Annotated in this window: 21 protein-coding genes; 10 read left to right on the forward strand and 11 right to left on the reverse strand. The window is 62.5% G+C overall.

Annotated elements, in window-relative coordinates; genetic code table 11:
* Positions 1–335 precede the first annotated feature (335 nt).
* Together NKK47_RS21980 and NKK47_RS21985 are read left to right on the forward strand one after the other, a co-directional pair.
* Positions 336–1,109 (forward strand): NAD kinase, encoded by a 774-nt coding sequence (locus NKK47_RS21980; protein WP_023679915.1) that lies wholly within the window; start codon positions 336–338, stop codon positions 1,107–1,109.
* Positions 1,110–1,299: 190 nt separating this feature from the next.
* Positions 1,300–2,895: a DEAD/DEAH box helicase gene (locus NKK47_RS21985; RefSeq protein WP_352457456.1), complete on the forward strand. Its 1,596-nt coding sequence runs from the start codon at positions 1,300–1,302 to the stop codon at positions 2,893–2,895.
* A gap of 81 nt (positions 2,896–2,976) precedes the next feature.
* Here NKK47_RS21985 and NKK47_RS21990 read toward each other — a convergent pair whose 3' ends face one another.
* Entirely contained in the window at positions 2,977–4,989 is a 2,013-nt protein-coding gene (locus NKK47_RS21990) for a BTAD domain-containing putative transcriptional regulator (RefSeq protein ID WP_352578237.1), read from the reverse strand.
* A 253-nt stretch (positions 4,990–5,242) separates the two neighbouring features.
* Here NKK47_RS21990 and NKK47_RS21995 point away from each other — a divergent pair, with 253 nt between their 5' ends.
* Positions 5,243–5,407 (forward strand): YjiS-like domain-containing protein, encoded by a 165-nt coding sequence (locus NKK47_RS21995; protein WP_352578265.1) that lies wholly within the window; start codon positions 5,243–5,245, stop codon positions 5,405–5,407.
* 26 nt (positions 5,408–5,433) lie between these two features.
* Here the strand turns inward: NKK47_RS21995 and NKK47_RS22000 are convergent, their stop codons facing one another.
* The gene (locus NKK47_RS22000) at positions 5,434–6,327 is read right to left on the reverse strand and encodes a LysR family transcriptional regulator (RefSeq protein ID WP_352457453.1); all 894 of its coding nucleotides are present in this window, start codon (positions 6,325–6,327) and stop codon (positions 5,434–5,436) included.
* A 120-nt stretch (positions 6,328–6,447) separates the two neighbouring features.
* Between NKK47_RS22000 and NKK47_RS22005 the strand changes: the two genes are divergently transcribed.
* Both NKK47_RS22005 and NKK47_RS22010 read left to right on the forward strand, forming a co-directional pair.
* Complete coding sequence (locus NKK47_RS22005; protein ID WP_352578238.1) at positions 6,448–7,332, forward strand: NmrA/HSCARG family protein; 885 nt, start codon at positions 6,448–6,450, stop codon at positions 7,330–7,332.
* 50 nt (positions 7,333–7,382) lie between these two features.
* Positions 7,383–7,655 carry a DUF2798 domain-containing protein gene (locus NKK47_RS22010; RefSeq protein WP_352457451.1) on the forward strand — a complete coding sequence of 91 codons (273 nt, stop codon included), beginning with the start codon at positions 7,383–7,385 and terminating at the stop codon, positions 7,653–7,655.
* A 90-nt stretch (positions 7,656–7,745) separates the two neighbouring features.
* Here the strand turns inward: NKK47_RS22010 and NKK47_RS22015 are convergent, their stop codons facing one another.
* The 7 genes from NKK47_RS22015 to NKK47_RS22045 all read right to left on the reverse strand — a co-directional run bounded on the left by NKK47_RS22015 (position 7,746) and on the right by NKK47_RS22045 (position 15,206).
* Complete coding sequence (locus NKK47_RS22015) at positions 7,746–8,393, reverse strand: YiaD family glycine zipper/OmpA-like lipoprotein (RefSeq protein WP_023679922.1); 648 nt, start codon at positions 8,391–8,393, stop codon at positions 7,746–7,748.
* Positions 8,394–8,567: 174 nt separating this feature from the next.
* On the reverse strand, positions 8,568–8,936 hold the full coding sequence (locus tag NKK47_RS22020) for a GFA family protein (protein WP_352578239.1): 369 nt from the start codon (positions 8,934–8,936) through the stop codon (positions 8,568–8,570).
* Positions 8,937–9,113: 177 nt separating this feature from the next.
* Complete coding sequence (locus NKK47_RS22025; protein WP_031212810.1) at positions 9,114–9,500, reverse strand: hypothetical protein; 387 nt, start codon at positions 9,498–9,500, stop codon at positions 9,114–9,116.
* 473 nt (positions 9,501–9,973) lie between these two features.
* Positions 9,974–11,105, reverse strand: a protein-coding gene (gene prfB, locus NKK47_RS22030) for a peptide chain release factor 2 (RefSeq protein ID WP_352578240.1) whose coding sequence is annotated in 2 segments (ribosomal slippage) — positions 9,974–11,038 and positions 11,040–11,105 — 1,131 coding nt in all. Because the reading frame shifts where the segments join, the coding sequence is not laid out codon by codon here.
* Positions 11,106–11,272: 167 nt separating this feature from the next.
* Positions 11,273–13,729, reverse strand: coding sequence for a penicillin-binding protein 1A (locus NKK47_RS22035; RefSeq protein ID WP_352457450.1), 2,457 nt, complete (start codon positions 13,727–13,729; stop codon positions 11,273–11,275).
* Positions 13,730–13,759: 30 nt separating this feature from the next.
* A complete protein-coding gene (locus NKK47_RS22040; RefSeq protein ID WP_352457449.1) occupies positions 13,760–13,942 on the reverse strand; it encodes a hypothetical protein in 183 nt (60 codons plus the stop codon).
* 1 nt (position 13,943) lies between these two features.
* Positions 13,944–15,206 carry an N-acetylmuramoyl-L-alanine amidase gene (locus NKK47_RS22045; protein WP_352570913.1) on the reverse strand — a complete coding sequence of 421 codons (1,263 nt, stop codon included), beginning with the start codon at positions 15,204–15,206 and terminating at the stop codon, positions 13,944–13,946.
* A gap of 666 nt (positions 15,207–15,872) precedes the next feature.
* On the opposite strand from NKK47_RS22045, the gene NKK47_RS22050 reads away from it, so the two are divergent.
* Positions 15,873–18,845 (forward strand): ribonuclease E/G, encoded by a 2,973-nt coding sequence (locus NKK47_RS22050; protein WP_352578241.1) that lies wholly within the window; start codon positions 15,873–15,875, stop codon positions 18,843–18,845.
* 200 nt (positions 18,846–19,045) lie between these two features.
* On the opposite strand, the gene NKK47_RS22055 is transcribed toward NKK47_RS22050, so the two are convergent.
* Positions 19,046–19,993, reverse strand: coding sequence for a glutaminase (locus NKK47_RS22055; RefSeq protein WP_352578242.1), 948 nt, complete (start codon positions 19,991–19,993; stop codon positions 19,046–19,048).
* Positions 19,994–20,003: 10 nt separating this feature from the next.
* A complete protein-coding gene (locus NKK47_RS22060) occupies positions 20,004–21,152 on the reverse strand; it encodes a pyridoxal phosphate-dependent aminotransferase (RefSeq protein ID WP_352457445.1) in 1,149 nt (382 codons plus the stop codon).
* A 145-nt stretch (positions 21,153–21,297) separates the two neighbouring features.
* Between NKK47_RS22060 and NKK47_RS22065 the strand changes: the two genes are divergently transcribed.
* The 4 genes from NKK47_RS22065 (at position 21,298) to accB (ending at position 24,650) form a co-directional block, all read left to right on the forward strand.
* Positions 21,298–22,692 carry a M48 family metalloprotease gene (locus NKK47_RS22065; protein WP_352457444.1) on the forward strand — a complete coding sequence of 465 codons (1,395 nt, stop codon included), beginning with the start codon at positions 21,298–21,300 and terminating at the stop codon, positions 22,690–22,692.
* A 70-nt stretch (positions 22,693–22,762) separates the two neighbouring features.
* Positions 22,763–23,566 (forward strand): DsbA family protein, encoded by an 804-nt coding sequence (locus tag NKK47_RS22070; protein WP_352578243.1) that lies wholly within the window; start codon positions 22,763–22,765, stop codon positions 23,564–23,566.
* Between the two features lie 164 nt (positions 23,567–23,730).
* Complete coding sequence (gene aroQ / locus NKK47_RS22075; protein WP_031211260.1) at positions 23,731–24,165, forward strand: type II 3-dehydroquinate dehydratase; 435 nt, start codon at positions 23,731–23,733, stop codon at positions 24,163–24,165.
* Between the two features lie 26 nt (positions 24,166–24,191).
* The gene (gene accB / locus NKK47_RS22080) at positions 24,192–24,650 is read left to right on the forward strand and encodes an acetyl-CoA carboxylase biotin carboxyl carrier protein (protein WP_023674823.1); all 459 of its coding nucleotides are present in this window, start codon (positions 24,192–24,194) and stop codon (positions 24,648–24,650) included.
* Positions 24,651–24,665 lie beyond the last annotated feature (15 nt).

The following is a 24,665-nucleotide window of genomic DNA, read 5'->3' on the forward strand; positions in this document are numbered from 1 at the left end:
GCCAGGGCAAAACTTGCCAGCATCAGGAAGACAATAATCAAGCGTGCCAGCGGCAATAGATCGGCCTCGACTGGTTAGCCCCCACGCCGCCCGTCCGCTGCCGGCTAACATGATCGATATGGCTTTACGAGAGTTTAAGGCGAGTCTTAACCATCACATCATTTTGTCCTCCGACATGATGCGCGAGTGCGGCTTGTTTGGTCGCCATCTCCAGGCACCTCCCTCCCTTTGCAGAAATGCCCACCCATGCTAACCCGGCGCTGGCGCGGCCCAGCAACCGGTCGCCGCCAATCGGTCGCCAGACGGTCGTCGCCAATCGGTTGTCGTTGAGAGCCATGAGCAAAACCGCCAGCCGTTTCGCCTTCGTCTCATCCGGTACAGCCGACGCCAATGCAGCGCTGGAAAGCCTCTCTGCACGTTACGGCCAGGCATCCGTCGAAGAAGCCGGGATCGTCGTGGCGCTCGGCGGCGACGGCTTTCTGCTGCAGACCCTGCGTGAGACGATGAGCACGGGAAAGAAGGTCTACGGCATGAACCGTGGCACCATCGGTTTCCTGATGAACGAATACCGCGCCAGCGGCTTGACCGGGCGCATCGCGGCGGCCGTTGCCGAAACGATCCGTCCGCTGGAGATGCAGGCAGTGACGGCCGAAGGCGAGACGATTTCGGCGCTCGCGATCAACGAGGTCGCGCTTTGGCGCCAGTCCTACCAGACGGCCAAGATCCGCATCACCGTGGATGGGCAAGAGCGGCTGGAAGAATTGCACTGCGACGGCGTGATGATTGCGACGCCGGCCGGCTCGACCGCATATAATCTGTCGGCGCACGGGCCGATCCTGCCGCTCGACGCTCCGCTGCTGGCGCTGACCCCGGTCAGCCCGTTTCGTCCGCGCCGCTGGCGCGGCGCGCTGCTCTCCAACAAGGCGATCGTGCGTTTCGACATTCTGGAGCCGGAAAAGCGGCCGGTGAATGCCGCCGCCGACCACACCGAGGTCAAGGCGGTGACGACGGTCACGGTGAGGGAATCGCCGACGGCAACGGCGACGCTGCTGTTCGATCCCAACCATTCGTGGAACGAGCGCATTCTCGCCGAACAGTTCAGGTATTGAGCCGGCGCAGCGGCCACTGCGCAAATTAAGCATCGCGATTAAGATTACGACTTCACAATCGCGCCAATCCCGCCCGTTTGTGTTGACAAATCGTGGGCTTGCGCCTACCTGCAATACCGATCTTGCAGGCGCGCGGCGCTTGCCGCGACTGCATATGTTGCGCCCCCGAACCAGCCAAAGACAGCCAAACTTGTCCTCAGACACCCAGATCGCTCAAGAAGCGTTGACCTTCGCAGACCTCGGCCTGTCGCCGAAGGTCCTTTCCGCAGTTACCGATGCCGGCTACACCGAGCCGACGCCGATCCAGGCTGGCGCCATCCCTCACGCCTTGCTGGGCAAGGACGTGCTGGGCATAGCCCAGACCGGCACCGGCAAGACGGCGTCCTTCGTCCTGCCGATGCTCACCCGGCTGGAAAAGGGCCGCGCCCGCGCCCGCATGCCGCGCACGCTGATCCTCGAGCCGACGCGCGAGCTCGCCGCGCAGGTCGAGGAAAACTTCGTCAAATACGGCAAGAACCACAAGCTCAATATCGCACTGCTGATCGGCGGCGTGTCCTTCGACGAGCAGGACAAGAAGCTCGAGCGCGGCGCCGATGTGCTGATCGCGACCCCCGGCCGCCTGCTCGACCATCGCGAGCGCGGCAAGCTCCTGCTCAACGGCGTCGAGATCCTCGTCATCGACGAGGCCGACCGCATGCTCGACATGGGCTTCATCCCCGACATCGAGCGTATCTGCGAGATGATCCCGTTCACCAGGCAGACGCTGTTCTTCTCGGCGACGATGCCGCCGGAAATCACCAAGCTCACCGAGAAATTCCTGCACGCACCGGTGCGCGTCGAAGTGTCGAAGGCTGCATCGGCCGCCACCAACATCATCCAGCGGCTGGTGAAATCCGGGCCAAAGCCCTGGGACAAGCGCGAGACGCTGCGCAATCTGATGAAAGCCGAGGATGCCGAGCTGAAGAATGCCATCATCTTCTGCAACCGCAAGATCGAGGTATCGGAGCTGTTCCGCTCGCTGCTGAAATATGATTTCGACGCCGGCGCTCTGCACGGCGACATGGACCAGCGCGCGCGCATGCAGATGCTGGCCAATTTCCGTGACGGCAAGCTGCGCTACCTCGTTGCTTCGGATGTCGCGGCGCGCGGCCTCGACATTCCCGATGTCAGCCATGTCTTCAATTACGACGTGCCGATCCACGCGGAGGATTACGTCCACCGCATCGGCCGTACCGGCCGCGCCGGGCGCTCGGGCAAATCCTTCACCATCGCGACCAAGTCGGACACCAAATACATCGACGCCATCGAGCGGCTGATCGGCACGAAGATCGAGTGGCATGACGGCGATTTGTCGACGGTCGTTGCCAGCGAAGGCGGCGAGGATGAGGCCCCGCGCCGTGGCCGCGGTGCGCCACGCCGTGCCGGCCGCAAGGACGACGCCAAGGACAGGGGCGAGCGCAAACCGCGTGAACGCCACGTCAAGCGCAGCGAAGAAGCAGCGCCGGAAGCGGTTAGCGAGGAACAGCCGGTCGTGGCCGAAGCCGCGGTCGCCGGCATCGGCGAGCGGCGTACCCGCAAGGACGCGATCCGGTCGGAAAACAGCGAACGCCAAGCTTCACCTGAACGGAAGGCATCGCCGGATCGCAACGAACGGCGCGCGCCGGAACGGGGCGACACCAGGCCGCAGCGCGAGCGCCCTGCCCGCCAGCGCCAGGAAGACAATGACGCGACCGTCGGCTTCGGCGACGACATGCCGGCCTTCATGCGGATCGTCGCCAAGGTCTGATGCTGCAGCGCTTGTGCGTCCTGCGGACGCGCGAAGCACCGAAACCTGCATAAGACAGCCTCGCTTCGCGCTGAGATGGGGTTAGTCCGGCAGGCCCGCCTTGCGAAGGCCTTCGATATATCTGCTGCGATCGTCCGGTCGATAAAACGGCGGCAGCACCTCGGCGAGATTCGAAAGCCGCAGCGAGGGATCGAACTCGCAAAGCCGGGCCATCATTTGCTGCGCTTCCGTTAGGCGCCCCGCAAGGGCATGACCGGCCGCCACTACACGCATCGCGCTCACGTAGTTCGGCTGGTGCCGCAGCGACTTTCCCGCCCAAGCGACGGCGTCATCGTAGTGGCCTGCACAAAAATGAGCGAGCCCGGTGTTGAACTGCCAAGCGAACAGGCGTGGATCCAGCGGGCTCAGACGCATGGCGCCCGCAGCGTGCTCGATGGCCTTGCCTGGCTCGCCCAAGCAAGCCCTCACCCAGCTGCTGACGCCCAAAGCAGCGGCCAAGTTCGGGTTGAGAGCGAGCGCGCGATCGATGCAAGCCGCACTATCATCAAGGTCGCCGCCTACGTAGCCGAGGACGTATCCACCGTAGGAAAGCGCAATTGCATCGTCCCTTCCGAGTTCGACCGCTCTCCTGGCCAGTCGAGTAGCTTCGGCAATCTCTTCTGCACGGTCGACCATCCAGCCGTTGCTTTTTCGGGTAGCATAGCACCGCGCCGCCCGCGCATGGGCTATCGCGAACTCCGGGTCACGGTCGATCGCCTTCATGAAGAGGCGCAAGGCGTCGTCAATGGCCGATCTACTAGTGATCGTTCGGTCAAAGGCCGCCAGCCCGCGGAGATAGTAGTCATAAGCATCGAGGCTTTCTGTCGGTTTGCGTTTGGCACGCTCGATCTCAGCCTCCTCCATTTTCGGTGTGATTGCGCCGACGATGCTCGAGGCGACCTGGTCCTGCAGATTGAAAACTTCGGCGAGCGTTCCATCAAAACGGTCGGCCCAGAGATAGGCCCCCGTCGAGGTGTCGATGAGCTGCCCGGCGATGCGCAGGCGGTCGCCCGCCCGGCGAACACTTCCCTCGACCACATAGCGCACGCCCAGCTCACGCCCGACCTGCTTTATATCTATGGACCGTCCCCTGTAGGTGAAGCTCGAATTCCGTGCGACCACGAACAGGTGACGAAAGTGAGCCAAGGCGGTGACAATGTCTTCCACCATGCCGTCGGCGAAATATTCCTGCTCCACATCACCGCTTAGATTCTGAAACGGCAGCACCGCAATCGACGGCTGGTCGTCGCGCCTCGTCGGGACCGCCAGAACCTGCGCCAGTGATGCGGCGCCAGAGCTTGGCTCCGGCCGCTGACGTTCAGTTCTTTCACGGGACTGCAGGGAAGCCGCAAGTGAGCTTGTCTGCTCCTCTGGGTCCGCATTCAGATGTTTTTTTAAAGCTGCCCGACACAGCTCGAACTGGCGCAAAGCGGCGTTTTCGTGGCCCCGATGAGCGTGGATGCGGATAAGCGCCCGATGGGCTGCCTCCGCCGTCGGATCCGAGGCGAGCAATCTCTCCGCGAGCCCTTCGCAGGCCGTCTCTTCCGCTGAGCCGGGTGCGGGCAGCGCCAGGCTCAGCCGATCGACCAACTGCAGCGCCTTGCGCTGATACTTGCTCAGAAGGGGTCCAAACCACTCGTCCAGTTCGTCAGGAATCGTTTGCCCGGCAAGCAGCTCACCGCGATAGAGATCGGCGGCGAAGGCGAGATCGGTGGTTCGGCCCTCCTCTAATTTCCGGTCGAAGATCGAGATGTCCGCCTCATCCGGTCCGGCAATCAGCGCAACGGTTTCCTGATCCCCATCGATGTAGACGGTGGCATCCAAGCTGGCCGGGAACGTGCGCCTGATGTCGACCAGCGCTTGCCGCAGACTATTGCGGGCCTGCCCATTGCTTCGCCCCGGCCAAAAGACTTCGGAAAGCTGCTCGCGACGATGGCCGCGGCGGCCTGCGAGAACCAGAGCAGCAAAAAGAAGCGAAGTCTTGCGTGTGGCGAACCGGACAGGCCGATGCTCCGGGGAAGTAACCTCCAGGCCACCAAGCAACCGGATGCGCACAAATCGTCTCCAGACTTTGACCGCAGCGACAGAATAGCATCTCGGTAGATTGATTTAACACCGATTTAACGGCGGATCGTCGGACTTCTCCCAGTTGTTCACGCACAGCCGAACAGCCCGAAAACGCCTGCGTGGCACGCTCCCACCCACAAACTGGAAATGGGAGACCAAAACAATGGCTCACACGGAACCTCGCGCCGCCCGCAGCATGTCCAACCGCTTGCTTGCGTCTAGCCTGAAAGGCGCAGCAATGATGATCGCTGCCTTCACGGGATGGCGGCGGACCGTCGCGAGACGCAGGGCACTGGCAGATCTGACGACCGAACAGCTGAAGGACATCGGTCATTCGGAGGTCCATCAACCCGCACTCGATGCCGCCACGGCTGTTCTAATCACGAACTTAATGTCGATGAGGTAAGATCGGCGTTGAGTTTGGTCTAGGCCCTAAAGATTCCTGAGTTCCAGGCGAGACGCCAACAGATCCAGAAAAGCGCGAACTTTGGCTGAGGACGACCTGCCTTCCGGCCACACGGCGTGTATCGGCACCGGCACCGGCTCGAATTCGGTTAGAACCAGTTCCAGGCGGCCATCGTCCACCAGGTGTTTTACCTGCCAAAGCGGCGAGTAGCCCAGACCCAATCCGTGAACCGCGGCCGCATAGATGGATATCATCAAATTCGACCGGAAAGTGCCCGCGACCTTCACCGGCCGGGGCTTGCCTTCAATCTGAAACATCCATTCGCCCGGGCGGCCGTCGACGGTTCGCACGATGCATTCATGCTCACGCAATTCGAGCGGATGGGCCGGTCGGCCGTGTTGCTGGAAGTAGGCAGGTGCGCCGAACACCACGCGTCGCAGCGCGCCCAGGGGCTTCGCACGTAAATTGGAATCCGGCAAATTGCCGATCCGGACAGCCAAATCGAGGCCCTCGGCATCAAGATCGACAAATTCATCGGAAAGCTGGAGGTCAACCTCAACCCGGGGATATGTCCGCATATAGTCGGCGATAACCGGCACGAGGAAGTCCGGGCCGAACAGAACTGGGGCACTCACACGCAGGATGCCCGATGGCTCCGACCGTCGATTGGCCGCCTGAAGCCTGGCTTCGTTAATTTCCTCGACGGCGGGTTTGATGCGCTGGAAAAAGGCCGCTCCGGCTTCGCTCGGCGTCGAGCGGCGTGTCGTCCTGTGCAGAAGCTCGACCCCGATGGATTCCTCCAATGTCGCCAAGGACCGGCTGACCGACTGCAGCGAGCGGTTCAGCCGGCGTGCGGCAGCCGTCAGACTGCCATGCTCGACAATGGCAATGAAGGCTTCGAAATCATCTATCCGGCTCATCGCCTATTTCTCCCGAAAACCGGGAGAAACTATGGCAAAATCGATGAATTGTAACGCAGTTCGCTAGATTTTATCTTCCCTGCACAGGCCGAAAGGCAGACTCGAGGGAAGGAGATTGCCATGCGAACACCCAGTCCAACGGTCCTGGTAGTAGGTGCCACAGGCCGCGTTGCCGGTTTGGTGGTGCCTGAACTCGTCGGCCGCAATACCAGGATTCGGGCGCTTGTTCGTGACGCCGCGAGTGCCGAAAAAGCCCGAAAAGCCGGCGCATCCGAGATCGCGATCGGAGATCTGCGCAACCATCAGAGCCTTGAGCAGGCCGTGAAAGGTGTCGACGGTGTCTTTCACATCGGACCGGCCTTTGCTCCCGACGAAGCCGCCATGGGAGTTGCCATGGTTGAGGCGGCGGCGCGAGCAGGCGTTCGAAAGTTCGTCTTTTCGTCGGTGATCCAGCCGACCAATACGAGGCTGGAAAACCATGCAAGCAAGGTACCCGTCGAAGCTGCCCTCTATTCGACGAACATGGAGTACACCATTCTGCACCCGGCCAATTTCATGCAAAATATCGCGGCGGCCTGGCCGTCTGTCGTCGAGCACGGCGTTTTCGCCGAGCCGTTTCCAAGGACGGCGAAGCTCGCCCGCGTCGACTATCGCGATGTGGCTGAAGTGGCGGCAATCGCACTGACCGAAGCGCGTTTGTCCTATGCGACCCTCGAGCTGTGCGCCGACGGTATGCACAGCCGCGAAGAGGTCGTCGCCATGATGAGCGAAGCGCTTGGCCGGCCGGTTTCGGCCGGCGAGCCGACATTTCAGGACTGGGCGGCGAAGGCCCGCCTTCCCTATACTGACCGGCAGTTGCAGATGCTGGCCAAAGTACACAGCCACTACGCCAAATACGGCCTCGGCGGGAACAGCCAGGTGTTGCGCGCCGCCCTTGGCCGCGAGCCGCGTTCGCTGCAAAGCTTCATTCGGGAATTGGCGCTGCAGGCGGCATATGCCGCCTGATCGTCCTCACAGTAACGCTGACGCACATTTTTTCTGATTGGGAGATTTCGATGCAAGCATCACCGGATCGAGCCTTCAAGTTGAGAAAGCTGCCGCCCTCCTACGGCGCGGTGGTGATGCCGTTGGTTCTTTCGATTCTGATGTCCTCGATTGTCTCGGCGGTTTCGACGGCAGTCGGCGCAGGCTGGACGAACGGGTTCATAGCGGCCTGGAGCTATGCGTGGGGCGCTTCATGGCTTGTTGCGTTTCCCAGCCTGCTGATTGTGCTTCCGATCGTGCGCCGGATCGTTGCCGCAATTGTCGATCAGCCGGCCCGGTCCTGATATCGCGAACGAAGGGCGCCGGCGGCCGGTGGTCCGGCATAACCATTGGAGCGGCCCCGGACGGGGCCGCTCTCGGTTCATGTGCTTGCCTCAGGTGAGCGGCGACAGCTGGATCTCGACGCGGCGGTTCTGAGCCCGGCCGGCAGCCGTCGCATTGGAGGCGATCGGACGCGTCTTGCCGAAGCCGGTGACGGCGAAGCGGCGGGAATCGACGCCCTGCCCGGACAGATAGTTGGCGACCGCCAGGGCGCGGCGCTGCGACAGGTCGAAATTGTGCTCGTCGCCGCCGGTCGAGTCGGTGTGGCCGAACACGTCGACCGTGGTCTGGCGGAACTTTTTCAGCACAAGGGCCACTGAATTCAGCACCGGATAGAAACCGGCCTTCACCGCGTCCTGGTCGACGTTGAAGGTGATGTCGGACGGCATATTGAGGATGATCTGGTCGCCAGTGCGGGTGACGCTGACGCCGGTGCCCTGAAGCTGTCGGCGCAGTTCGGCCTCATTCTGGTCCATGGTGGCACCAATGGCACCGCCGGCAAGCGCGCCGATGCCCGCGCCGATCAGCGCATTGCGGCGGTCGTTACCGCCGGCAAGCATGCCGAGCCCGGCACCCGCCAAAGCACCGAGACCGGCGCCGGCAGCGGTGTTGGAAACCTTCTGTTCCCCGGTGTAGGGATCGGTGGTGCATGCGCTCACGAGCACAGCCGTCGCCACGACGGCGAGCACAATCTTTTTCATATGGTGGTCCCTCTCCATTCCACGGCCGCGCAACGGCGCACCGCATCAGCCCTTCCAGCGACTTGTACCATGAAATGCGGCGAAAAACGGACCAGCAAAAGCCGTTGCCGCGGCTTTCCCCGGCTCAATTCCACACGCCTGCAGCGGCTCGCGCGACCACCCCAATTCGACCGGCTACCAGAGATTCTTGCCGTCGATGACCACCACTTCGACCTTGTCGAAATCGAAATCGTCGAACAGCCGCGAGTTCACGCTGATCTTCGGATTGTCGAAATTCGGCTCGCCTGTCGACCAGTCCGGCGTCTCGGTGAAGGTGCCGCAGCCGCAGGTGGCGCAAAAACCGTGTTTTATGGTTTTCGATCCCCACTGGTAGAACGAAACATTCTCCGGCGGGCTGGTGAGTCTGAATTGCGATGGGGTGTAATAGGCCCACAACGAACCGCGTTTCGAACAGAAGGAACAGGTGCATCGCGTCACTGTCTGCGGCGCTTGCGAAACCTCGAACGTCGTCGCCTTGCAGTGGCAGCTTGCCTTGATGGTCATGAATTGGTCCCTCACAATGCCGCCGCCCCGTACGGCAAAGGCAGCATAAAGAAACGCTCCTGACAACTGCCGGTCAGCAGGCTTGTGAGCCTGCGATGCACAGATCGAAGGCCCATCGATCCAAAACCGCTGCACACGCTCGGGTCAGCCCGTGGGCAAGCTTTTGGGTGTCATGCGCTAGTAGGACGATGGGGGCACGAACAGGCAGATGGTCTTTCCGTCATTGGCACCGGCAACGGAGCACCAATGATATTCGCCGTCGGGCGAATTCTTGATCCGCTTGTCGCTATAGGCCACGACTTCCCCGGTTCCTTTGATGACATAGCCCTCGGGACGTTCGCTGATCGATGTCTGAGAGACCTCGCGGCAATCATAGCCCGAGCAACAGGAGAACGGATAGCTCCAGCCTTGCGGCATTGCCGCGGTCGGCTTGGCATCATGCGCCAGAGCAGGCGCCGCAAATGGAATGGCGGCAGCAATCAAAACCACTGCCGCGACAAGTGAATTCAGGAGTCGGCGCGCCGTGCGGGCGACTGGGGCCGGTCTGGTTGTGAGAGCAGGCATGAGCGCAGTTCCTATCAACGGTTGTCAAGCATTTCGCTTGCCCGTTCCCGGAACGTGTCTTCCCAGTGGCCGGATCGTCAGGTCGCAGATACGCCGCGTCCGGCCATAAATGCTTTTTTCCTCCCCAGCGCATGAATGCTGGGCTGATTCCTTGGTTGGCGCAAGGAATTGCTGTCGCAACCGAACGCCGACCTCTGCAACTGGAACCAACCTGCCGTCCTGATTGACGAAACCTGGTCAACCCCGGCAGCGGGATCGCCAATAACGGGATTTGGCTCGCGCTGGTTCCAGGCTTGGCACCGGCAGGCCCGAGGCATCCGCGTCAAAAGCCGAAATCGATTTTGAAAAACTCTACGAAAAACAAAGTTGTAGAACGACAGGTAGGTGCAAATTGAGAGCTCGTCACTCTCGCACGATGGCCGTAACTCTCGCGTGATGAACCCACATTCCTGCCGGATTGGTGCCCGGCGGCCTCAGTCGATATCGGCCACCGTTTCGCCGGCGCCACCCTCGATCCGCTGCGACAGCGAGGCTTCCATGAAATCATCGAGGTCGCCGTCGAGCACGCTCGACGGGCTGGTGCTCTCGACACCGGTGCGCAGATCTTTCACCAACTGATAGGGCTGCAGCACGTAGGACCGTATCTGGTGGCCCCAGCCGATATCGCTCTTCGACGCTTCGGTGGCGTTCGCCACAGCTTCGCGCTTCTTCAGCTCTTCCTCGTAAAGCCGCGAGCGCAGCATTTCCCAGGCCTTGGCCTTGTTCTTGTGCTGGGAGCGCTCGGCCTGGCAGGCAACCGCGATGCCGGTGGCGAGATGGGTTATGCGCACGGCCGAATCGGTGGTGTTGACGTGCTGGCCGCCCGATCCCGACGACCGATACGTGTCGATACGGACGTCGGATTCGGAAACGTCGATGTCGATCGTATCGTCGATGACGGGATAGACCCAGACGCTGGCGAAGGAGGTGTGGCGGCGCGCATTGCTGTCATACGGCGAAATGCGCACGAGACGATGCACGCCGGATTCCGTCTTCAGCCAGCCGTAGGCGTTGTGGCCCTTGATCAGCAGCGTGGCGGACTTGATGCCGGCTTCTTCACCGTCATGCACTTCCAGCACTTCGACCTTGAAGCGGCGGCGCTCGGCCCAGCGCGTATACATGCGCAGAAGCATCGAGGCCCAGTCCTGGCTTTCGGTGCCGCCGGCGCCGGCATGAACTTCCAGATAGCTATCGTTGGCGTCCGCCTCGCCCGACAACAGCGTTTCGATCTGGCGCGCCTTGGCCTCGCCGCGCATCGAGCGGATCGCCGCCTCGGCCTCCGCAACGACGCCCTCGTCGCCCTCTTCCTCGCCAAGCTCGATCAGGCCGATATGGTCTTCCAAGGCCTGGGTGAGGCCTTTGACCGCGGCAATACCTTCCTCGAGGCCCTGACGCTCGCGCATCAGCTTTTGCGCTTCCAACGGCTCGTTCCAGAGGCTCGAATCCTCGGCACGGACGTTCAGGTACTCAAGCCGCTTTATGGCTTGGTCCCAGTCAAAGATGCCTCCTCAGCAGGGTGATCGCCTGCCTGATCTCGTCGACAATGTTTTGCGTTTCCGCGCGCATGGCTGGCTGTTCTGTCCTGTTGCTGGATGGCGGTTTGGTGGCGCGATACATAGGGACGGCACGGTCTCCTGTAAAGCGCCGGCCCCTGTAATGTACCGGCCCCTGTAAAGCGGAATGGACCGGCTCGACCATGATCGTCAAGCCGGCTCGACCCGATGTAGCGACTGTCAGTAGAGCCCGCCGCCGCCCGACTGGATGGCCTGGTTGGCCTGCGGCGACAGCGCCCCGCCGGTGGCGTTGGAGCCGTCCGCACCCATGCCGATCACCCAGTAGCTGTCGGCGGGACCGGTACCCGGTTTGAAGGCTTCGATGATGGTTCCGGCGTCGCCCGCGTTGGCCCGCATGCCGGTCTTGCGATTGATCGCAATCAGCTTCATGCCTTCCGGAACCTTGAAGTCGACATTGGGCGTGCCATCCAGCGCCACGCGCATGAAATCCTTGAAGATCGGCGCGGCAAGGCCGCCGCCGGTCGCGCCCTTGCCAAGACCTTTCGGCTGATCGTAGCCCATATAGAGGCCGACAACGAGGTTCGGCGTATAGCCGATGAACCAGGCATCCTTTTCGTCGTTGGTCGTTCCGGTCTTGCCGGCGATGTGACGGCCAAGCTCGTTGATGGTGGCGCCGGTACCGCGTTGCACGACGCCCTCCATCATCGATGTGATCTGGTAGGCGGTCATCGGATCGAGCACCTGCTCGGAGTTGTCGACCAGCTCCGGCTCTGGCTGGTCCTGCCACTCGGCGGCATTGCAGTTCGAGCAGCCGCGTTCGTCCTGCCTAAAGACGGTCTTGCCGTAGCGATCCTGGATGCGGTCGATCAGCGATGGCTTGATCGACTTGCCGCCATTGGCCATGATCGAATAGGCCGACACCATGCGCATCACCGTCGTCTCGCCGGATCCCAGCGCCATCGGCAGATACGGCGCCAGGTGGTCGTAGACGCCGAAACGCTCGGCATATTCCACGACCAGCTTCATGCCCATGTCGTTGGCAAGCCGCACCGTCATCAGGTTGCGCGATTTCTCGATGCCGGAGCGCAACGTCGCCGGGCCGGCCACCGTTCCGTCGTAGTTCTTGGGCGTCCAGGTCGTGTTGCCGCTCTGGATGGTGATCGGCCCGTCCATGATCACCGACGCGGGCGTATAGCCATTGTCGAGGGCGGCCGAATAGACGATCGGCTTGAACGACGATCCCGGCTGGCGCATGGCCTGCGTCGCCCGGTTGAACTCCGACTGCGCGTAGGAGAAACCGCCGACCATGGCCAGGACGCGTCCGGTATGCGGGTCCATGGCGATCAGGCCGCCTTCCACTTCGGGAACCTGGCGCAAGCTGTAGCTGTTGTCCGAGCCGTCGTTCTTCTGCACGAAAATCACGTCGCCCGGCTTCAGCACGTCGGCGGGCGACTTCGCCTTGACGGTCCTGCCGTCGACCACGTGGCGCATGGCGAAGCTCATGTCTTCCTTGCTGACGGTGCCTTCGACGCGGTCCTTGACGATTTCGCCGGAGATCTGGCGCGTCGGCTGCAAGCCGATGGACAGGCCGGTGGCCGAGCTGTCGAGCACGACGGCGAGCGACCATTCCGGCACGTCCTCCAACCGCTTGACGTTGCCCAGCGGCACACCCCAGTCGCCGGAAACGTCGATGCTCGTGACCGGCCCGCGGTAGCCGCGCAGCGTGTCGAACTTCATAAGTCCGTTCTGCATGGCCTTGCGGGCAATCAGCTGCATCTTCGGATCGAGCGTCGTGCGGACGGAAAGGCCGCCCTCGTAGAGCGCATTCTCGCCATAGCGCGCGATGATCTGGCGACGCACTTCCTCGGTGAAATACTCCCCGGCGAAGAGATAGTTGCCGGTGCGGCGCGGCGTGACGCCGAGCGGCTCGGCCTTGGCCTTCTCGCCTTCCTCATGCGTGACGTAACCGTTCTCGACCATCTGGTCGATCACCCAGTTGCGGCGCTCCAAGGCGCGATCGGCATGCTTGAAGGGATGATAGTTGTTCGGCCCCTTTGGCAGCGAGGCGAGATAGGCGGCTTCGGCCACGGTGAGCTCGTTCACCGATTTGTCGAAATAGGTTAGCGCAGCACCGGCGACGCCATAGGCGCCGAAGCCGAAGAAAATCTCGTTGAGATAGAGCTCGAGAATGCGATCCTTCGAGTAGGCCTGCTCGATGCGGAAGGCGAGGATCATCTCCTTGATCTTGCGCTCGTAGGTCTGGTCTGAAGACAACAGGAAGTTCTTCGCCACCTGCTGGGTGATGGTCGAGGCGCCGACCTGGCGCTTTCCCGAGCCAACATTCTGCAGGTTGACGACAATGGCCCGGCCAAGGCCGGTCACGTCGATGCCGGGGTGATTGTAGAAGTTCTTGTCCTCGGCCGACAGGAAGGCCGCCTTGACACGGTCCGGGATCGCCTGAATCGGCAGATAAAGCCGCCGCTCACGCGCATATTCGGCCATCAGCGCGCCATCCGACGCGTGGATGCGGGTCGTCACCGGCGGCTCGTATTTGGCCAGCACCTCGTAATCGGGCAGGTCCTTCGACAAATGGCCGATATAGATCGCCACGCCCGCCGCGACCAAAAGGGCCAGCGTCGTGCCGATGCCGAAGAAATAGCCAATGAGACGAATCATACCCGCTCCAGTCCTTGGTTCGGGAATTTCCTAAACGAAGCCGCCCTTCACGCAAGCTTTCGGGACGATCCCAAACCGTAATCGCAAAATCCATGTCGCGACCATGTGGGCAAAATACGGCAGCGCGGGATTTCGGTTTCGAATGCCGGAAATAAAAGCACAGGGTGTTGTCGCCGTGCAACGCTGCTTCAGGTTGTGGGCGCCGGCGGACATTTCAGCCTCCGGCCCCCGTTCCGCTCTTGGCCGAAGCAAACAGGGCAACGGCGTTGGTTATGCTCTGGGTCGCCTTGTTGCGCCAATCGGCGCTGAGCAATTGCGCTTCGTCCTTGGCGTTCGACAGATAGCCGAGTTCGACCAGCACGGATGGAACGTCCGGCGCTTTCAGCACCTTGAAGCCGGCAGAACGCTGCGGGTTGTTGATCAGACCGACGCTGGTGGAAAGCTGTCCGACGAGAGTATGGGCGAAGCTCATCGAAAAATTATGCGTCTCGCGGCGGATCAGGTCGATCAGGATATCGGTCACTTCCTTGCTGTCGTCCTTGATCTCCATGCCGGCGAACTGGTCGGAAAGATTTTCACGGTCGGCAAGCGCCTGCGCCTCGGGATCGGAAGCCTTGTCGGACACGGTGTAGACCGTTGCGCCGCGAATGCCCTTGAGGCTGATCGTGTCGGCATGGATCGAGATGAGCAGGTCGGCCTCATGCTGGCGGGCAATGCGCACGCGGTCGTCGAGCCGCAGGAACATGTCGGTCTCACGTGTCAGGAACACGTCGTATTTGCCGCCGGCGGCGAGCTTGTCGCGCAGTTCCATTGCGAAGGCGAGCGTCACGTTCTTCTCGACCGTCCCGTTCAGGCCCTCGGCGCCGCCGTCGATGCCGCCATGGCCGGGATCGATGACGACGGTGAAACGATGGCCCGGATTGGAGACCGGCCCGGTACCGACCCTGCCGGCCTTGTCGGCGGAGACCGTCGAGCCGGTGGTCAGCGCCTGATTGGCGAGCGCTGCGTCGAATTCCCGCTGCGAGGCCGCCGACATGTCGATGGCGATGCGGTAGCCGTTGCCGTCATCGTTCTTGAGCACGTCGAGATTGTCGACGGCGAACGGTCCCTTGCCGGTGAGAATCAGCCGCGATTTCCCCTCGCCGAGTCCGCCGTAACGCACGGCGCGGACAAGCCCGCGCGGCTTCATATCCTTGGCATTGAGGGCGAATCTCGTGGCCGGGAGATCGATGACCAGGCGATTGGGGCCGCGCAGCAGGAACCATTTGATGTCGGGCTCGCGGTCGAAATTGATGACGATACGCATCTTGGTGGCATCGCCGGCCATCTTGTAGCTTATGGCACCGAGCGGTGCGTCGGCAGCACGCGAAAGCGGCGAAAAGACCAGGCAAACCAGGATCAGCGGCAGCAGGCAGGCGGTGCGGAAGAACCAGCCTCCATGATGACGGCCCTTGTCTGCGAAGCCTGCCAGTCCCATCTTTCTACCAATCGCTCCCGTTGGCGTCATGCCCGATCGCTTGTCGAAGTGCCCTATTGCTTGTCAAAGTGCTGGCAGGCCGCGAACTCGATTAACGATTGGTATCCAGAGAAGGTTAACCAAGCCTTTTCATGGAAGGCTTGGGACCGGGGCTTCCGCTGCGGAACGGCTTTTTGCCGGCATCGGGAATCGGGGTTGCCTTCCAACCCGCCAAATCATAAAAGCGATGGTGGATCACTGCAATCCTGGAACCGTCCTCCTCCGCAGCTTCCTGCTACAGGTCAGACGCAAGACGGCTCCTTTCGCTTCAGGCGAAGAAGGCATCGGTGATCGCGACGATTTTCGCAGGCGTGCTCCCGTGGCGGGGGAATCGCCTGCGTGAGCAAAACGGCCGGGATTGTCCCGTGCCGGCTCTGTATGAGCAAACAAGCTGGTCCGGTTTTTCCCGGGCTTTGGTTCAAAAGGTTCTGCTGGTGACGATGGCTTCAAGCGCAATCATGGAAAGGTCCGCAACAAACCGCGCCACTACGGCTGCGGGCGGCACCGCCATGGCGCTCAGGCAGCGGCCGGCGGACGTTCAATTGTCCGGCACCCATGTTCCAGGTCCACGGCAGCGGGCAGTGTCCTGCAAGCTGCGGCCGACGGCTGCCGGGAGGAAACGAAATAATGCCCAACAAAATGCTGATAGACGCCTCCCACCCGGAGGAAACACGCGTTGTCGTCGTTCGCGGTAACCGTATTGAAGAATTCGACTTTGAATCCCAGGACAAGAAGCAGCTCAAAGGAAATATCTATCTCGCCCGCGTAACGCGCGTCGAACCTTCCCTCCAGGCAGCCTTTGTCGAATATGGCGGCAACCGTCACGGTTTCCTCGCCTTCAGTGAAATACATCCCGACTACTACCAGATTCCGGTCGCCGACCGTCAGGCGCTGCTGCGTGCGGAAGCACAGGAAGCCCAGGACGAAGAGGACGAGGAAGCTGCCGAAGGCGAGGACCGCCAGAGCCGCGACCGTGGCAAGCGCGGACGCAGGCGCGGCGGCAAGAGCCGCGACCGCGGCGAGCACAGGCGCGAGGCAGGCGCGGCCGACGGTGAGAATGGCGAGAACGGCGAAGATGCCATCGCAGAAAAGCTGGATGCCGTTGCCGACAACACCACGTCCGACACTGCCGGACAGAGCGAGGATGCCGCTGGACAGATTGAAGAAGTCGCTGATAGCGGCGAGACCGGGCCTTCCGAAGGCGGATCGAGTTCCATCGCTGCCAGCGTCGATGCCGACGTAATCTCCGAAGCCGTCCCACAAGTCGAGACAAGCGGGGCCGAGACAAGCGGCGAAGCAACCTCCGAAGACAATGACCGCGGCATGCTGGAGGAGGTGCAATCCTCGCATCCGGACGATCACGAGGTCGAATCGGTCGGCGCCGAGGACGCGCTCGAAGAAGTACGCAACCGCCGCAAGCCGGTGCGCCGCCAGTACAAGATCCAGGAAGTGATCAAGCGCCGGCAGATCCTGCTGGTGCAGGTCGTCAAGGAAGAGCGCGGCAACAAGGGCGCGGCGCTGACCACCTACCTGTCGCTGGCTGGCCGCTATTCGGTGCTGATGCCGAACACGGCACGCGGCGGCGGCATTTCGCGCAAGATCACCAATGCGCAGGACCGCAAGCGGCTAAAGGAAGTTGTCGCCGATCTCGAAGTGCCGCAAGGCATGGGTGTCATCCTGCGTACGGCAGGCGAAAGCCGCACCAAGGCAGAGATCAAGCGCGACTACGAATATTTGATGCGGCTTTGGGAAAACGTCCGCAATCTGACGCTGCAATCCACGGCCCCTGCCCTGGTTTACGAGGAAGGCAGCCTGATCAAGCGCTCGGTGCGCGACCTTTACAACAAGGATATCGACGAGATCCTGGTTTCCGGCGAAGAAGGCTACCGCGAGGCCAAGGACTTCATGCGCATGCTGATGCCGAGCCACGCCAAGGTGGTTCAGCCGTTCCGCGACACGACGCCGATCTTTGTGCGCAACGGCATCGAAGCGCAGCTCGACCGCATGCTGCAGCCGCAGGTGACGCTGAAGAGCGGCGGCTACATCATCATCAACCAGACGGAAGCGCTGGTCGCCATCGACGTCAATTCGGGCCGTTCCACCAAGGAGCACTCGATCGAGGACACCGCACTTCACACCAATCTGGAAGCCGCCGAGGAAGTCGCCCGGCAATTGAGGCTGCGCGATCTCGCCGGCCTCATCGTCATCGACTTCATCGATATGGAGGAGAACCGCAACAACCGCTCCGTCGAGAAGCGGCTGAAGGATCACCTCAAGAACGATCGTGCCCGCATCCAGGTCGGCCGCATCTCGCATTTCGGCCTGATGGAGATGTCGCGCCAGCGCATCCGTGCCAGCGTGCTGGAATCGACCATGAAGCCTTGCCCGCATTGCGGCGGCACCGGCCATGTGCGCTCCGATTCGTCGGTCGCGCTGATGGTGGTGCGGGCAATCGAGGAATTCCTGCTCAAGGATTCGCGCAGCCACATCACGGTGCGGACGCCGGCGGCGACCGCGCTCTATGTGCTCAATCACAAGCGCGGCACGCTGGTGGAATTCGAGCACCGCTTCGGCGTGACCATCACCATCGAAGCCGATGACGCGGTCGGTGCACAACACTATGCCATCTTCCGCGGCGCGCTGGCCGAAAAGCCGGAAGGCTTTGTCGAGGCGCGCACGTTCCCGGCCTATGTCGAGCCGGAAGAACCCGAGGACGAGATCGTCATCGAAGAGGAAGACGAGGCACCGGTGCAGGCCGAGCAGCCACGCCCTGCCCAGCAGCCGCAGCAGCCAAGGTCCGGCGAGGACGGCGAAGGCCGCGATCGCAAGCGCCGCAAGCGCCGCAGACGGCGCGGCGGCAAGGATCGTGAACACGGGGATCGTGAACACGGGGAACGTGAACATGGCGATCGCGAGCATGGCGCTGCTGTGGAAGGTGCTTCCGTTTCGGCGCCGATAGACGATGCCTTCGTAGCCGCCGGCGATCAAGGCGCCGAAGCGGAACGTGAAACGCCGGCAGGTGTTGTGGCCGAAACGGCGGAAGCGGCGGACGACGGTCACGGCAAGAAGCGCCGGCGCGGCAAGCGCGGCGGCAAGCGCAATCGCCGTGAGGACGGCGAGGACGGCTTGGAAGCTGCCCCCGGCGAGCCAGCCGCCATGACGGAAGGTGCCGTGTCGGAAGCAGAGCCCGTAACCGGCGAGCCGGAAGGTGCGCCGCCGGCCGAAGAGCTTGCGGTGCTCGCTTCGGCGAATGACGACATGCCGAGCGCCGAAAAGCCGAAGAAGCCGCGCCGTGCCGCCAAGCCGAAGAAGGTTGCGGCGGATGCAGTTGCCGAGATTGCGGGCGCCGAGACATCGGCTGCCGAGGCCGCCTCCGTGGCTTCCGGCGAGACCGCTGCGCCGGCTTCGCAGGAGACTGAAGTGGCGGCTGCCGAGGAAACGCCGAAGGTCCGGCCGTCGCGGCGCAAGCCCGTACCGGTGGATGCTCCGGTCGTGCCGGTCGTCTCCTCGATCGTCCCCGACGAGGCAAAGACCGAGGAAGCAAAGGCCGAGGACAAGCCGAAGCGTGCCGGCTGGTGGCAACGGAAGGGCTTTTTCTAAGCCTTTCCGTGCATTAGCCAGACTTTCTGATTAAAAAAAAATCCCGCGCTGCCGATCGGCTGCGCGGGATTTTTTGTCCCAATTCCAGGCGACAGGCACCAGAGCGGAATGCATTCAAATTGAATGGGGCATTCCGCTCTAACTGTTTGTTTTGCCGCATTTGTGCGGACGCCAAATGATTCCATTTGGCTGCAAAATGCTTATGGTGCGAAGATCGACCAGTTCATCGTCTTCGCCAGTTTTTCCAGCGCGATCGAGCCCAGCCTGGAATTGCCGTTGGCATTAAGGCCAGGCGACCAGACGGCAAGCGAGGCGACGCCCGGCACGATCCCCAATATGCCGCCGCCAACGCCGCTCTTGCCGGGAATGCCGACGCGGAAAGCGAAGTCGCCGGAGCCGTCATAGTGGCCGCAGGTCAGCATCATCGCGCCGATGCGGCGGGCGCGCTCTGCCGAGACGACGGAATGCCCGGTCGCCGGGTTCTTGCCGCCATTGGCAAGGAAGCGGCCAGCCAGGGCCAGTTGCCGGCAGCTCATGGCGATAGCGCAATGGTGGAAGTAAACGCCCAGCGCCAGTTCCGGCGCGTGATTGAGATTACCGAACGATTTCATGTAATTGGCAAGTGCGAAATTGCGAAAGCCGGTGGCGCGTTCGGACGCCGCGACCTCGCGGTCGATGATGATCGTGTCGTCATCGGCCAGGAACTGGATTAAGCGCAGGATCTCGCCGATCGCCTCGCGCGGCTGATGGCCGGCAAGCAGGATGTCCGAGACCACGATGGCGCCGGCATTGATGAATGGATTGCGCGGAATGCCGTTCTCGTGCTCGAGCTGGACGATCGAGTTGAACGGATTGCCCGAAGGTTCGCGCCCAACCCGCTGCCACAGCGCGTCGCCGACATTGCCGAGCGCCAGCGTCAGCGTGAACACCTTTGAGATGCTCTGGATCGAAAACGCCTCGTCGGCATCGCCTGCGGTCAGCATGCGGCCGTCATTGGTCACCGCGGCAATGCCAAATTTTTTCGGATCGATCTTGCCGAGCTGGGGGATATAGCTGGCGACGTCGCCGCGATCGGTACGCTCCGCCATTTCGGCAGCGACCTCGCGCAACGCATGTTCGAGTTGGGGCGCCTGTTCAAGCTCCGGCATCGTCGCCCCGCTACTTCAGCCAGCGTTCGATACGCGCCATCGCCTCGACCATGTCGTCGTGGCTGCCGGCATAGGAAAAGCGCATCGTGCGATGGCCTTGCAGCGGGTCGAAATCGCGGCCCGGCGTCGCAGCCACATGCGCCTCGGCAAGCATCCGGCGCGCAAACGCCATGCTGTCATTGGTGTGCCTGGTGACGTCGCAGAAGGCGTAGAACGCGCCGTCCATGGGCGCGGCCAAAGCAAAGCCGAGCTCCGGCAGGCGTTGCATCAGGAGCTCGCGGTTCCAGGCATAGCGCGCCTTCACCGCTTCCAGCTCTGGCGTCGCCTTGAATGCCTCGATCGCGGCAATCTGGGACAGTTCGGGCGGCGAGATGTAGAGGCTCTGGGCGATGCGCTCGACTGGCCGCACCAGTTCCTGCGGCAGCACCATCCAGCCGATGCGCCAGCCGGTCATGCAATAATATTTCGAGAAGGAATTGATCACCGTCACATCCGCGCCGAAAGCAAGCGCCGTCGTGTCGGGCGCCGCATAGGCCAGCCGGTGATAGATTTCGTCCGAGATGACGGCGATGCCGAGCTCTTGCGCCGTCTCGACCAGCGCCTCGAGATCGCCGGCGGGAATGACCGCGCCGGTCGGGTTGGCCGGGCTGGCGAACAGCACGCCCTTCAGCGGTTTTTCGCGATGCGCGGCTTGCAGGTGCTCGGCATGCAGATAGGCGGCGCCGTCCAACTCGATCTCGGCGATGTCGATGCCGAGCGCGGCCATGATGTTGCGATAGGCAGGATAGCCGGGCGCAGCGATGGCGACGCGGTCGCCTGGATCGAACATTGCCAGGAAAGCGAGGTTGAAGGCAGCCGACGATCCGGTGGTGACGGCTATCCGCTCGGGCGAAACGTCAAGCCCGTAGTGCTCGCCATAATGCGCCGCGATCGCCTTGCGCAGGCCGGCGAGGCCCAGCGCGTCGGTATAGCCGATGCGGCCTGCTTTCAAGGCATTGGCCGCCGCTTCGCGAACCCCGGCCGGCGCCGGATCGGAAGGCTGGCCGACGGCCATGGAAACGACCGGCAGGCCCTTGGCTTTCAGCCGATTCGCCTCGGCCAGGATGTCCATGGCATGGAACGGTTCGACCGCGCCGCGGCGCGAAAGCGAAACAACCATTTTTCAATCCACCACACTTGTCCGCACGTGCCGGCCATGCTGGCCGCGCCGCACAAATGCCCGATTGGTGTGGGGATCACAAGTTCGGTAAGTTTAGGCTGCCGACTTTTCATCCTTCGCCCACTCGTCTACCAGTGGACCTGCCATGTTGAGCCGACCCAAATCGACGATCGCCAGGACAGCGCGCGCCCTCGCGACGCTTTCGCTTGGCGCGGTGGTCGCCATGGCCGGCTCGGTCAATGCCTTTGCGCAGAATGTGCCGGTTGTGCGCGATGCCGAGATCGAGGCGCTGGTGCGCGATTACGCGCGGCCGATCTTCAAGGCGGCGGGCTTGTCGGGCGACGCCATCAACATCGTGCTGGTCAACGACCAGAGCTTCAACGCCTTTGTTGCCGGCCGCCGCCTGTTCATCAACACCGGCGCGCTGATGACGGCCGAAACGCCCAACGAGATCATTGGCGTCATTGCCCACGAGGCCGGCCATATCGCCGGCGGACACCAGCAGAAATTGCGAGAACAGCTCGAGCGCGCCAAGACGATGGCGATCCTGGCGACGCTGCTTGGCGCCGGCGCCATGGTGGCCGGCGCCACCAGCAACAGCCGCGGTCTCGCCGGCGCCGGCATGGGCGTGGTGGCCGGCGGCGGCGAGATGGCGCAACGCAGTATCCTCGCTTATCAGCGCACCGAAGAGATGACCGCCGACCGTTCGGCGATCACCTATCTCAATGCAACCGGCCAGTCCGGCATGGGCATGCTGAAGACGTTTGGCCGCTTCCAGAACGCATTGTCGCTCTCGGGCGCGCAAGTCGATCCCTACAGGATCAGCCATCCGATGCCGCAGGAGCGTATCGCCAATCTCGAAGTGCTGGTGAAGCAGAGCCCTTACGTCGACAAGGTCGACCCGCCGGCACTGCAGCAGCGCCACGACATGATGCGCATCAAGATCGCCGCCTACATGCAGGGCCAGGCGGCGGCGTCGCGATTGATGCGCAAGAACCCCGGCAGCCTCGCCTCACGCTATGGCGACGCGCAGATGACCTATCTTTTCGGCAATCTGGCGTCGGCGCTCACCAAGACCAACGCGTTGATCAAGGAACAGCCGAAAAATCCCTATTTCCAGGAATTACGCGGCGACATCCTGATGAAGGCGAACCGGCCGAAGGATGCGGCGGACGGCTATGCCAAGTCGGTCAGCCTCGATCCGGCGCGATCGGGGCTGCTGCCGGTCTCTTACGGCCAGGCGCTGATGGCGATCGGCACGCAGGATTCGCTGAAGAAGGCAGTGGCGCAGATCAACACCGGCCTCGGACGGGATCGCGAAAACGCCGCCGGATACCGCTACCTGGCACAGGCTTACGGGGAACTCGGCAACATCCCGGCCGCCGAGCTTGCAACCGCCGAAGGGCATTTCTATTCCGGCGACTACAAGAATGCGAAGATATTCGCCATGCGGGCGCAGCAGAGCATGAAGCGGGGCGAGCCGGGCTGGCTTCGCGCGCAGGACATTATAAACTACGCACCATCAGGTAAGAAGAAGTGAACCTTTCGGACGCAGGCTGCGACACAGCCAAACCGGGCGGACCCGAACACAGGCAAGAGGATCGAGGATCATGACCAAGGCAATTCTGCTGGGCACTACCGGAGTGGCAGCGGCTCTCGTCATGCTGGCGTTCGGCTTCGTCGCCGGCAATCCGCAGACGGCGAAGGCCGGCACGGCACAGCTTGCCCAGACGACGTCCTCAGGTACCAAGCTCGACCGTGCCGAAGTCGAAGGCATCGTCCGCGACTATCTGCTGAAGAACCCGGAAGTGCTTCTGGAGGCACAGCAGGCACTCGAGGCCAAGCAGAAGGAAGAACAGCGCGTCGCCAGTCTCGGCGTCATCAAAGACGCCAAGGACCAGATCTTCAATTCCTCATTCGACGGTGTTGTCGGCAATCCGAACGGCAAGGTCACCATCGTCGAATTCTATGATTATAATTGCGGCTACTGCAAACGCGCCATCGACGACATGCGCGCGCTGACCAAGGCCGATCCGGACCTGCGCTTCGTACTCAAGGAGTTCCCGATCCTCGGCCCGGATTCGCAGAAGGCGAGCGTCGTCTCGATGGCCTTCCATTTGATGAAGCCGGAGAAATACGGCGAATTCCACAATGCGCTGCTCGGCGGCCAGGGGCGCGCCACCGAGGCGGCGGCAATCAAGGTGGCGCTGTCGCTCGGCGCCGACGAGGCGGCGCTGCGCGAAAAGATGAAGGACCCGAGCATCACCGAGGCCTTCTCCAAGACCTATGACCTCGCCACCAAGCTCGCCATCACCGGAACGCCGTCCTATGTCGTCGGCAACGAGGTGGTGTTCGGCGCGCTTGGCCAGGAAGTGCTGGCCGAAAAGATCGAGGCGGCGAAGGCCGCGCTCTGATCAGCATTCGGGTTTCGATTAGGCTGCGGGTTTCCGGCACCGGCCGTTTTTCCGGCTGTTGTGGACGGCGAAAGAACGCACTTGCGCTCTTTTCGCCAGCGTCTATGCCCATTATAGAGGGTCCGGCGCGCCGGCTTAGCCGCGCCGGGAAAGGTCGGCATATTTTGAAAACGGTTTTCGTCCTGAACGGCCCCAATCTCAACGCGCTCGGCAAGCGCGAGCCAGGCATCTATGGCGGCAAGACGCTTGCCGCGATCGCCGACGACTGCAAGCAGGCAGGTGCCGCACTTGGGCTGGAGATCGATTTCCGCCAGTCGAACCATGAGGGCGACCTCGTCGACTGGATCCAGGAGGCCGCCGACAAGGCCGCCGCGATCGTCATCAATCCGGGCGCCTACGGCCATACCTCGATCGCCATTCACGATGCCATCCGCGCTGTCGCGCCGCTGCCGGTCGCTGAGGTGCATCTCTCCAACATCCACGCGCGGGAACCATTCCGCCACGTCTCCATGGTCGCGCCGGTCGCCGTCGGCATGATCTGCGGGTTCGGGCCGCTCGGCTACACGCTGGCGCTGCAGGCGCTGGCTGCACGCCTATGACCGGCCAACAAACAGAAGGCTCGAAAATGTCGATAAAGAAGAACGGTGTTGACCAGCAGCTGATCCGCGATCTGGCGGGCATACTGAACGACACCAACCTGACCGAGATCGAGGTCGAGCTGGGCGATCTGAAGGTGCGCGTCTCGCGGCAGGCCCCGGCCGTCCATGCCGTCGCCACAGCTCAGCCGGCCTATGCCCCGGCAGCCGCGCAGCCTGCGGCAGCGGCCGCGCCGGCGACGCCCGACGTGTCGAAGAACGCCGTTGCCTCGCCGATGGTCGGCACCGCCTATCTGGCACCGTCGCCCGACGCCAGGCCGTTCATCGAAATCGGCCAGAAGGTCAAGGAAGGCCAGACGCTGCTGATCATCGAAGCAATGAAGACGATGAACCAGATCCCCTCGCCGCGCGCCGGCACGGTGACGGCGATCCTGTTTGAAGATGCGCAGCCGGTCGAATATGGTATGCCGCTCGTCGTGATCGAGTAGAGCCGGGAACAGGCG

The organism is Mesorhizobium sp. M0019, from assembly GCF_040323975.1.
Taxonomy (GTDB): domain Bacteria; phylum Pseudomonadota; class Alphaproteobacteria; order Rhizobiales; family Rhizobiaceae; genus Mesorhizobium.